The organism is Sphingopyxis sp., from assembly GCF_041916015.1.
Taxonomy (GTDB): domain Bacteria; phylum Pseudomonadota; class Alphaproteobacteria; order Sphingomonadales; family Sphingomonadaceae; genus Sphingopyxis.
In genome coordinates, this window is sequence record NZ_JAYSAH010000078.1 from 1 (window position 1) to 9,432 (window position 9,432).

Annotated in this window: 10 protein-coding genes and 2 pseudogenes; 9 read left to right on the plus strand and 3 right to left on the minus strand. The window is 67.4% G+C overall.

The features are described 5' to 3' along the window. Window positions 1-554, minus strand: a pseudogene (locus ACE3SL_RS11745) (serine protease); the annotation flags it as partial. A gap of 120 nt (window positions 555-674) precedes the next feature. Between ACE3SL_RS11745 and ACE3SL_RS11750 the strand changes: the two are divergent. The 5 genes from ACE3SL_RS11750 (at window position 675) to ACE3SL_RS11770 (ending at window position 3,512) form a co-directional block, all read left to right on the plus strand. Further along, window positions 675-1,163, plus strand: a complete 489-nt coding sequence (locus tag ACE3SL_RS11750; RefSeq protein WP_374525924.1) for an RNA polymerase sigma factor — start codon at window positions 675-677, stop codon at window positions 1,161-1,163. Next, on the plus strand, window positions 1,160-1,870 hold the full coding sequence (locus tag ACE3SL_RS11755; RefSeq protein ID WP_374525925.1) for an anti-sigma factor: 711 nt from the start codon (window positions 1,160-1,162) through the stop codon (window positions 1,868-1,870). Before ACE3SL_RS11750 ends, ACE3SL_RS11755 begins: the two co-directional genes overlap by 4 nt. Before the next feature lie 199 nt (window positions 1,871-2,069). Further along, complete coding sequence (locus ACE3SL_RS11760; protein WP_374525926.1) at window positions 2,070-2,657, plus strand: hypothetical protein; 588 nt, start codon at window positions 2,070-2,072, stop codon at window positions 2,655-2,657. After that, window positions 2,584-3,177: an RNA polymerase sigma factor gene (locus ACE3SL_RS11765; protein WP_374525927.1), complete on the plus strand. Its 594-nt coding sequence runs from the start codon at window positions 2,584-2,586 to the stop codon at window positions 3,175-3,177. Before ACE3SL_RS11760 ends, ACE3SL_RS11765 begins: the two co-directional genes overlap by 74 nt. Then, window positions 3,174-3,512 carry a hypothetical protein gene (locus ACE3SL_RS11770; RefSeq protein WP_374525928.1) on the plus strand — a complete coding sequence of 113 codons (339 nt, stop codon included), beginning with the start codon at window positions 3,174-3,176 and terminating at the stop codon, window positions 3,510-3,512. The genes ACE3SL_RS11765 and ACE3SL_RS11770 overlap by 4 nt, the downstream gene beginning before the upstream one ends. On the opposite strand, the gene ACE3SL_RS11775 is transcribed toward ACE3SL_RS11770, so the two are convergent. Continuing rightward, window positions 3,509-4,225 (minus strand): hypothetical protein, encoded by a 717-nt coding sequence (locus ACE3SL_RS11775; RefSeq protein ID WP_374525929.1) that lies wholly within the window; start codon window positions 4,223-4,225, stop codon window positions 3,509-3,511. The genes ACE3SL_RS11770 and ACE3SL_RS11775 overlap by 4 nt on opposite strands. A gap of 7 nt (window positions 4,226-4,232) precedes the next feature. Then, complete coding sequence (locus ACE3SL_RS11780) at window positions 4,233-5,444, minus strand: toxic anion resistance protein (protein ID WP_374525930.1); 1,212 nt, start codon at window positions 5,442-5,444, stop codon at window positions 4,233-4,235. A gap of 244 nt (window positions 5,445-5,688) precedes the next feature. Between ACE3SL_RS11780 and ACE3SL_RS11785 the strand changes: the two genes are divergently transcribed. The 4 genes and pseudogenes from ACE3SL_RS11785 to ACE3SL_RS11800 form a co-directional block, all read left to right on the plus strand. Continuing rightward, a complete protein-coding gene (locus tag ACE3SL_RS11785; protein ID WP_374525931.1) occupies window positions 5,689-6,345 on the plus strand; it encodes a purine phosphorylase in 657 nt (218 codons plus the stop codon). A 99-nt stretch (window positions 6,346-6,444) separates the two neighbouring features. Then, window positions 6,445-8,277 (plus strand): translational GTPase TypA, encoded by a 1,833-nt coding sequence (gene typA / locus ACE3SL_RS11790; protein WP_374525932.1) that lies wholly within the window; start codon window positions 6,445-6,447, stop codon window positions 8,275-8,277. 238 nt (window positions 8,278-8,515) lie between these two features. Continuing rightward, window positions 8,516-9,097, plus strand: a complete 582-nt coding sequence (locus tag ACE3SL_RS11795) for a pseudouridine synthase (protein ID WP_374525933.1) — start codon at window positions 8,516-8,518, stop codon at window positions 9,095-9,097. Further along, window positions 9,085-9,432: pseudogene (locus ACE3SL_RS11800) on the plus strand (hypothetical protein); the annotation flags it as partial. The gene ACE3SL_RS11795 and the pseudogene ACE3SL_RS11800, both read left to right, overlap by 13 nt.

Consider the following 9,432-nt stretch of genomic DNA (forward strand, 5'->3'; position numbering starts at 1 on the left):
ACGCCGCCGTCGATCAGGCCGAGCGATGCGCCGCCGCCCGGCGCCGCGCTCGCAAGCGCGGCCCCCGGCAAGGCGCCGCCCGGCCCGCTCGCGAAATAGATATTGTCGACATCGACCTCGGCACCGGGAAGCAGCCTGGCAAGCTGTTTGCGCGCGCGGCCGAGGCTCCGGCCGTCGGGAACGCGGAAGCGCGCGATGTCGAGGTCGAGGCCGTCGATACGCTCGCGATCGATCAGCGCATAGCCTTGTCCGGCGGCGCGCTCGACCATCGCGTCGTCGACCCCGCTCGCGACGAGCACGCCGCGCACCGCGGGCTCGCCGCGCTCGTCGGCCTCGATCTGCTCGCGACGGCCGCGGAGCAAGGTGGCGATCCGCTCGATACGCGCCTGTGCCAGCGTATCGGTGACGCCGATCAGCCGCTCCGCGCCGATATCGGGCAGGGTCGGCAAGGATCGCGTCACATCGGGGAGGGCGGGCAAGGCGACCTGCGCCGACACGATCTGCCCGCTGCCGGTCAGGAGCAGCGCGGCGATCATCGGCAAGACGGGGGACATTCGCATCATTCGTCCTCATAGGCGCCGGCGCGACAGGCCGGTGCGTAAAAAATTTAGCACGCTGCGGAAGAAACGATAGGATCGCGTCGTTTCTTCCTCTGAACGAGAGAAAAGGCGAAGATGCGCTTCGAGGACGAATTGGTGGGATTGCTGCCCCGGCTGCGCCGCTTCGCCCGCGGCCTGGCACGGGACGCGAGCGATGCCGACGACCTGTGTCAGGCGGCGATCGAGCGCGCGCTCAAATCGCGCGATCAGTGGCGGCAGGGAACGAGACTGGATAGCTGGATGTACCGGATCACCCGCAATCTCTGGATCGACGAGCGCCGCGCCGCCGGACGGCGCGGTCCGCACGATCCGATCGACGAGGGCGTCGGCCAGATTGCCGGCGATGGCGCGGCCGAGGTCGAGGCAGGAGCGCTGCGCGGCGATGTCGACGGCGCGATGGCGCGCCTGCCGGACGAGCAGCGCGAGGTGGTGATGCTCGTCCTTGTCGAGGGCTATGCCTATCGCGAGGCGGCCGACATATTGGAGGTGCCGATCGGCACCGTCACTTCGCGCCTCGCCCGCGGGCGCGAGACGCTGATGCAGTATCTGGGAGAAGCGGCATGATTTTCGACCCCGCGACCGTCGCGGCCTTCGTCGACGGCGAGCTCGATGATCTGACGGCGCGCCGCATCGCGCGCGAGGCCGAAGGCAATGCCGCGCTCGCCGCCGAGATCGACCGCCATCGCGCGTTGAAGGCGCGGCTTGCGGCCCATTTTGCGCCGGTCGCCGAGGAACCGGTGCCCGAGCGGCTCCGCGCGCTGCTGGCGGATGACAAGATCGATACCAGTCTGTCGGCGCGGCGCGAGGCGAAGGCGGCGCGGTTCGGTGCGATGCAGTGGGGCGCGGTCGCGGCGGCGCTCGTGCTGGGGCTGACCGTCGGGTCGCATCCCTGGACGCCCGCCGCCGAGGTCGCGACCGACGTCGGGACCGGGAAGGGCGGCGCGCTCATCGCCTCCGGCTCGCTGGCGAAGGCGCTCGACACGCAGCTTGCCTCGAACCAGCCGGGCGATGCCGCGGTGCATGTCCGCCTCAGCTTCCGCGATCGCGACGGCCGCTATTGCCGCAGCTTCGAAAGCCGGGCCTTCGACGGCATCGGCTGCCGCAACGATGACCGCTGGCGGCTCGAGCGCCTGATCGCGGGGCAGCCGAAGGCGGATTATCGGCAGGCGTCGTCGGGCGAACTGGCGGCCGCGGCGGCTGCAATGATGGCGGGCGATCCGTTCGACGCCGCCGCCGAGCGGGCAGCACGTGATGCGGGATGGTCGCGCTGATTCCATCGGTCCCCGCGAATATTTCCTCGCTCTGCATCCACTGGCGGGGTTGATGCCGTCTAGGTCATGATCGGCGCATGCCGGTCCCGGCGGCGATCCCGCGCGGCGTGACAGGCTCTCCCCGGTGCCCGCACGGCCGCCTTGCCCGGGGTCGCCGCCTGTGGTTTCACCATGCCATGCGGCGTGAAGGAGGAAGACTATGACCTATCTGCTTGCGGCCACCGCGGCCGCGACCGCCGCGCCGCCACCCGCCGCGGTTACCGTGCCGATGGCCGCGGGCCAGTCGATCAGCCCCGCCGATGTCGCGGCCTATATCGACCCGCGCGACATCGCGTCGTTCATGCCGCCGCCCCCGCCGACGACCGAACTGGTCGCGATCAGCGGCGATTTCTTCGGCTGGCTCGAGAATATCACGATGGTCGCGCTGTTCGTGATCGGCTTTTTCCTGCTCGCGCGGCTGATCAATGCGTGGATGCTGCATCGCTCGATCCGCCGCGCGCTCGATGCCAAGTCCGATACCGCGCTGGCGATGATCGACAAGCTCAACAAGCCCTATGAGCAGTTCGCCTTCGGTCGCTCGGGCGATGCCCCGGGCGATGATCGCAACGGGCTTGTCCTGCTCGCGATCGGCCTTGCGATGGCAGGCTTCGGACTGATCCAGGGGCACGAACAGTTGATCCGCGTTTCGGCGGGCGCTGCGTTATTCCCCGCCTTTGTGGGCATCGCGCTGCTCTATCGCCGCCGCCTCGCGCGCGCTGCGGCTGACGGGGAGCGCGGCGCTGCGTGACGATGACGACCGGCTTCTCAACCACCGCGTCGCGGCGGGGGATCGCGCGGCCTTCCAGCTCCTCGTACTCCGGCACGAGGGGCGGCTGCGCGCCTTCCTGTCGCGCGTCGCGGGAAACGATGCCGACGATCTGGCGCAGGAGGCTTTCGTCCGCGCCTGGCAACGCGCCGGCGATTATCGCGGGCAGGGAAGCTACGCCGGCTGGCTCACCGGGATCGGCTGGCGGCTCTTCCTCGATCAGCGGCGCACCGCGCGGCGGCGTGAGGTGCTGGCCGCGAACGAAGAGACCGCGACCTCGGTCGATCCCCGCCCGGCAAGCGACGCCGCGATCGACGCCGACCGCCTGCTCGCGTCTCTGTCAGCGCAGGAACGCGCGGCGCTTACGCTTTGCTTCGGCCATGGCTGGTCGCATGGCGAGGCGGCCGAGATCATGGGAATTCCTCTCGGGACGCTCAAATCGCTGGTCTTGCGCGGGCGGGCAAAGGCGCAGAGGATGATCGGTGAAGGAGGCACGACATGACGCAGCCGGCCGACCGGGACATCGATGCGATGCTGGGCGCGCTCCTTGCGCCGCCCGAAGGCGCGCGAGAAGCGGGGGGCGACCGCGCGTTTCTGGCGCGCGTCGACCGCGCGATCGATGTCGAGGCGGCGCTGGCGCATGCCGAACGGCGGTTTTGGCGGAGCTTCGCTTTCGAGGCGCTGGCTATCGGCGCCCTGCTCACGGCGCTGTGGCTGCTGTCGTCATCCTCGCTGCTCGCCCCGCTCGCGGGCCCCGGGCAATGGGGCCTTGCGCCGCCGCTGTTGCTAATCGTCGCGCTGTGGTTCGGCGGGACGCAGAGACTGCGGCAGGTTTAGGGCGTGTCTTCGCTCTCGAGGCCCTGATATTTGAGCTGGAGATAGCGTTCGCGCGTCGCGAGCTTATCGAGTTCTCCGGCCGCGAGATTGCGCGCCGCTTCGCCGATCTCGCGCTCGAGCATCGTGAGGCCGCCGACGAGCGTTTCGTCGGGGGTGCGGCCGGCATGGGCTTCCTTGCGGAGGCCAGCGGGGATGCGCTGATAGCCCGCAACGAGCTCGGGCAGGTCCTCGCCGACGAGCTTGCGGATGTTCGCGGCCGCCGGGCTCGATGCGTCAAGTGTCTGGAGCTGCGGCGCGAGCAGGTCGAGCTGGACGCCGATGCCATCGACCAGCTGGCGTGCGGGAGCAGGGAGCGCGGGGCGCTGCGCTTCGAGCCAGATTTCGGTGCGGCCCGCGAGCTGCTTGAGATCCGCCTTGGGCAGGTCGGCCTGGCGCGGCTCGGGGAAGGGCGGCCATTTGCCGAACAGTACCGCGACCCCGATCAGCAGCACGAACAGCGCGAGCAGCCCCGTGAAGCCGAGCGGCTGGATCAGCGCGCCGAACAAGGCCGCGCCGATCAGCACGATGCCGCCGGCGATCAGCACGCGCGCGAGCTTCTGGTAGAGATGCTGGCGGCGCAGCGCGACGCTCTTGGTGCCGATCGGGCGGCGGCGTTCGCGCGACCGCTCGATCGCGGCGGTTGCCGACAGCCGGACCTTGTCGACCTCGCTCATGCTCATCCTAGCCCTCGATCGACGCGAGCGGGCTGTCGGCGCCGCCGACGCTCGCCTGCGCCTGGCTCGCGCCCTCGGCGCGCGCGATATAGCCCTTCGACTTGGCGACCTCGCCCTCGAGCGCGCCGACGGTCGTCTTCATCGTGTCGAGCGCCTTGATCTTGAAGGTGTCGATCGCATCCATCGTGTCGTAGATATTCTGGAAGGCACGGGAGAGCGTTTCCATCGGAATCGTGCTCGACGCCGCCTGTTCGTGGATGCGCGCGGTATTGTCCTTCAGCATCTTCGACGTGCCGTCGATGATGTTCGCGGTCGTCGTGTTGAGCGCCGTGATCTGTTCGAGCACCAGCTTCTGGTTGGTCATCGCCTGCGCGACGGTGATCGCGGTCTTGAGCGCGCCGACGGTGGTGGTCGAGGCGCGATCGACGCCCTTCACCAGCTCGACATTATTCTTTTTGACGAGGTCGAGCGCGAGATAGCCCTGCACCGTCACCGCCATCTGGGTCAGTAGATCCTGCGTGCGCTGGCGCGCGTAGAAGAGCGCATTCTCGCGGAGGATCTTCGCCTTCGCGGGGTCGCTGCCGTCGAGTTCGGCGGCCTTTGTCTCCAGCCGCTCGTCGAGCGTCTTCGCAATGTGGACCATCTGCTCGAGCTTGCCCATCGATTCCCACATCTTGCGGCGCTCGACGTCGATTGCGGCATTGTCCATCAACAGCTCGTCCTTGCCGTTGGCAAGTGCGGTCAGGATGCCGCCGATGTGCGTCTGGGCGCTGCGGTACTGCGCGAAATAATTGTTGATCTTGCTGCCGAAGATCTTGTCGAGGAAGCCGCGCTTCGACAGCAATTTGCCGTTCGCCGACGGATCGAGCCGCTCGACGGTGGTGCGCAGTTCAATCAGGCTCTGGCCGATGTCGGTGTCGCGGTCGATCGCCTTGACCGGGCGGTCGAGGAAGCGGTTGCTGTGGCTCGCCGCCTCCAGCATCTCCTTGCGACCCATATTGGTGATCTGATCGACGCGCTTGCCGAATTCGGGCGAATTTTCGTCCTGCGCGACGAGGTCGTCGATGAAGCCGTCGACGCGTTCCTCGAGCTTCGATTTCTGTTCGCCCGACAGCGGGACAAGGCCCGCGGCCTTTTCGGGTGCAACCACGGGCACGGGATCGGGCGGCGTCAGCGTCAGTTCTTCGGTAGCGGTGGCCGTCACGGTCTCTTCGCTCATTCCAGTTCCTTCCAACCCCAATGCCAAAACCTATATGGCATGCGAACCTGTGTTATTCAAGCACTACACCTATCGACGATATGCGCGTTGCGGCGCGATACTCCGTCGAAAGGATCAGTCGTGTGACTTGATAGACCAGGATCGGGACGAGTGCCACGCCTGCCGTCGTCCGCGGGTCCAGCATCGGGGCGTTTCCGTGCGCTTATCCTTTTTCATTCTTTGCGACCGCAGCTAGACGGACGTCATGGCCAATCTGCTCATCCTTGCCGCGCTTCCCGAAGAGGGCGATGCGTTGTTCCCCGGCGAAGGTGCAAAAGGCGCGGGCTCCTTCGCTTTCCGCCACCTCGTGGCACACGGCCACGCCGTCACGATCGCAATCTGCGGGCTGGGCAAGGTCAACGCGGCGCTCTGCGCGGGAATGCTCGGCGGTGCGGCCGATATGCTGCTGATGAGCGGTACTTGCGGCGCGCTCGGCGCGGCAGAAGCGCGCCCCTATTGGCTCGCCGAGGCGGTGCAGCATGATTATGGCGCGTCGCACCCCGGCGTCTTTCGTCGCTACCGCGCGGGCGAATGGCCGATGGGCGAGGCGGGCGAGGCGCACTTCAACGCGATTCCCGATCCCGGTCTCGGCCTGCCGCATGCGCGGATCGCGAGCGGCGACAGCTTCGTCGCCTGCCCCGATGCTGCAGCCGATCTCGCGAATAATCTGGGCGCGACGCTCGTCGATATGGAGGTGGGTGCGGTCGCTCAGGCCGCGGCGCGGCTGGGCAAACCGTGGGCGGCGATCAAGGCGGTGACGGATGAAGCGAACGGCGAGAGTGCCGGGGATTTCCACGCGAACCTTGTCCGTGCAGCGCGGATGGCGGGGCGCGAGCTCGAGCGTCTGGTGGCGCTGCTTTAGCGTTCGGCAATTTTGTTGCGATGCAGCACCTCTTCTGTTAGGGGCGCGGCGTTTCGCGGCGCTCCGGGTGCTGCCCCCTTCCATCAAGGCTCCTACCGCATGTCTTTGCGCAATATTGCGATTATCGCACACGTCGACCATGGCAAGACGACCCTCGTCGACCAGCTGTTCCGCCAGTCGGGCACCTTCCGCGACAACCAGCGCGTCGAGGAGCGCGCGATGGATTCGAACGATCTCGAAAAGGAACGCGGGATCACCATCCTCGCGAAGTGCACCAGCGTCGAGTGGGGCGAGGGCGCCGACCAGACGCGGATCAACATCGTCGACACCCCGGGTCACGCCGACTTCGGCGGCGAGGTCGAGCGCATCCTGAGCATGGTCGATGGCGTCATCCTGCTCGTCGATGCGGCCGAGGGCCCGATGCCGCAGACCAAGTTCGTTACCGGCAAGGCGCTCGCGCTGGGCCTTAAGCCGATCGTTGTCGTCAACAAGATCGACCGCAGCGACGCGCGCGCCGCCGAAGTGCTCGACGAAGTGTTCGAGCTTTTCCTCGCGCTCGAAGCCAATGACGAACAGCTCGATTTCCCGATCCTCTATGCTTCGGGCCGTGGCGGCTATGCCTCGGAAAGCCCCGATGCGCGCGAAGGCGATCTGACGCCGCTGTTCAAGACGATCGTATCGCACGTCCCGACCCCTGGGCTGCCCGAAGACGCGCCCTTCACCTTCCTCGCGACGCTGCTCGACCGCGACAATTTCATCGGCCGCATCCTGACCGGCCGCGTCCAGTCGGGCACGGTTAAGGTCAACCAGCCGATCCACGCGCTCGACATGGACGGCAAGGTTATCGAGACCGGCCGCGCGTCGAAGCTGCTGGCGTTCCGCGGGCTCGACCGCGTGCCCGTCGAGGAAGCGAAAGCGGGCGACATCGTCGCGATCGCGGGCCTGACCAACGCGACCGTCGCGAACACGATCGCCGACACCAGCGTCAGCGAGCCGATCGCCGCGCAGCCGATCGATCCGCCGACGCTGTCGATGCGCTTTGCCGTGAACGACAGCCCGATGGCGGGCCGCGAGGGCAGCAAGGTGACGAGCCGCATGATCCGCGACCGCCTGCTCCGCGAAGCCGAGACCAATGTCGCGATCCGCATCACCGAAAGCGCCGACAAGGACAGCTTCGACGTCGCGGGCCGCGGCGAGCTCCAGCTCGGCGTGCTCATCGAGACGATGCGCCGCGAGGGCTTCGAACTCGGCATCAGCCGCCCGAAGGTGCTCTATGGCGAGGATGAAGCTGGCAAGCGCACCGAACCCTATGAAACCGTCGTCATCGACGTCGACGACGAACATAGCGGCACGGTCGTCGAGAAGATGCAGATCCGCAAGGCCGACCTCACCGACATGCGTCCGTCGGGCGGCGGCAAGACCCGCATCACCTTCTCGGGCCCGTCGCGCGGCCTGATCGGCTATCACGGCGAATTCCTGTCGGACACGCGCGGCACCGGCATCATGAACCGCCTGTTCGAGAAATACGGTCCGTACAAGGGCGTGATCGAGGGCCGCAAGAACGGCGTCCTGATCTCGAACGGCAATGGCGAAGCCGTCGCCTACGCACTCGGCCCGCTCGAAGAGCGCGGCATTCTCTTCGTCTCGCCGGGCGAGGCGCTCTATGAGGGCATGATCATCGGCGAGAATGCCAAGCCGGAAGACCTTGAGGTCAACCCGATGAAGTCGAAGCAGCTCACGAACTTCCGTTCGACGGGCAAGGATGACGCGATTCGCCTGACCCCGCCGCGCCGCATGACGCTGGAGCAGGCGATCGCCTATATCGACGACGACGAAATGGTCGAGGTGACCCCGAAGAACATCCGCATCCGCAAGGCGCTGCTCGATCCGCACGAGCGCAAGAAGGCGTCGCGCAAGAAGGAAGCGGCGTAAGATACAGACCGGCGGCCCCATCGGCCGCCGGTTTTTCTTTGGGCGTCACCTCTTTCCCGTTCGCGCCCCATTCTTTCCGTTCGTGTCGAGCCCCTCGACTGGCTTGGCAGGCGCTCGGGATGAACTTCCGCCAACGGCGGAAGTCGAGACAGGCCGAAGGCACGCGCGAACGACGGGTGTCTCGACTTCGCTCGACACGAACGGCTACAGGTAGGTTTCCGATAGCTGAGGATACGCCGTGCCCCGCCTGATCCTGTTCAACAAGCCGTGGGGCGTGCTGTCGCAGTTCACCGACCGCGGAACGCCTGAGGCGCGCGCGACGCTGTCCGACTATATCGACGTGCCGGGCGTCTATCCCGCCGGGCGGCTCGACCGCGATAGCGAGGGACTGCTGATCCTGACTGACGACGGCGCGCTGCAGGCGCGGATATCGTCGCCGAAGCACAAGATGCCCAAAACCTACCTCGCGCAGGTCGAGGGCGAGCCCGATGACGCCGCGCTGGCCGCCCTCAGCCGCGGCGTCACGCTGAACGACGGCCCGACGCGCCCCGCGACCGTCCGCCGCATCGATGCGCCGACGCTGTGGGACCGCGACCCGCCGGTGCGATACCGCAAGAGCGTGCCCGATTCATGGCTCGAGCTGACGATCACCGAAGGCCGCAACCGCCAGGTTCGCCGCATGACCGCCGCGGTCGGCTATCCGACGCTGCGGCTCGTCAGGTGGAGGATCGGGGGTTGGGCGATTGACGGATTGACCCCGGGGGAATGGCGCGAAATAAGGCGACCGGCGGCCGCCGCTTTCAAAGATTGCTTCCCCTGAGTCTCTCTCCCGCAACTTCCCCTGCCACGCCTTATGCCGAGCAGCTCAGCATCGGTGCGGGGCGGCGTGCGCTTTCGATCGGCCTGGCCGTCCTGATCACCGCGATCCTGCTGTTCCTGCTGCTGTCCTTCGGGCTCGGGTCGCGGCCCAAGGTCAAGGAGGAGCGCGTCACCACAGTGAGCCTTGAGGCCTCCGAAGTGCCGGAGCAGGCGTCCGAGGCGAGCCATCAGGAGCGTGAGCGGGCCGAGAAGCCGTCGGTGGCACCGCAGCCCCCGGCCGAGCAGCCGCCGACGCCGCCGCTGCAGGCGACGCCGCTCCCTCCGCCGCCCGTCGCC

Excerpts from the sequence above, each read along its gene's own strand:
- typA (WP_374525932.1), top strand. The coding sequence starts at position 6,445 with ATGTCTTTGCGCAATATTGCGATTATCGCACACGTCGACCATGGCAAG.
- ACE3SL_RS11755 (WP_374525925.1), top strand. The coding sequence starts at position 1,160 with ATGATTTTCGACCCCGCGACCGTCGCGGCCTTCGTCGACGGCGAGCTC.
- ACE3SL_RS11760 (WP_374525926.1), top strand. The coding sequence starts at position 2,070 with ATGACCTATCTGCTTGCGGCCACCGCGGCCGCGACCGCCGCGCCGCCA.
- ACE3SL_RS11780 (WP_374525930.1), bottom strand. The coding sequence starts at position 5,444 with ATGAGCGAAGAGACCGTGACGGCCACCGCTACCGAAGAACTGACGCTG.
- ACE3SL_RS11775 (WP_374525929.1), bottom strand. The coding sequence starts at position 4,225 with ATGAGCGAGGTCGACAAGGTCCGGCTGTCGGCAACCGCCGCGATCGAG.
- ACE3SL_RS11750 (WP_374525924.1), top strand. The coding sequence starts at position 675 with ATGCGCTTCGAGGACGAATTGGTGGGATTGCTGCCCCGGCTGCGCCGC.
- ACE3SL_RS11785 (WP_374525931.1), top strand. The coding sequence starts at position 5,689 with ATGGCCAATCTGCTCATCCTTGCCGCGCTTCCCGAAGAGGGCGATGCG.
- ACE3SL_RS11770 (WP_374525928.1), top strand. The coding sequence starts at position 3,174 with ATGACGCAGCCGGCCGACCGGGACATCGATGCGATGCTGGGCGCGCTC.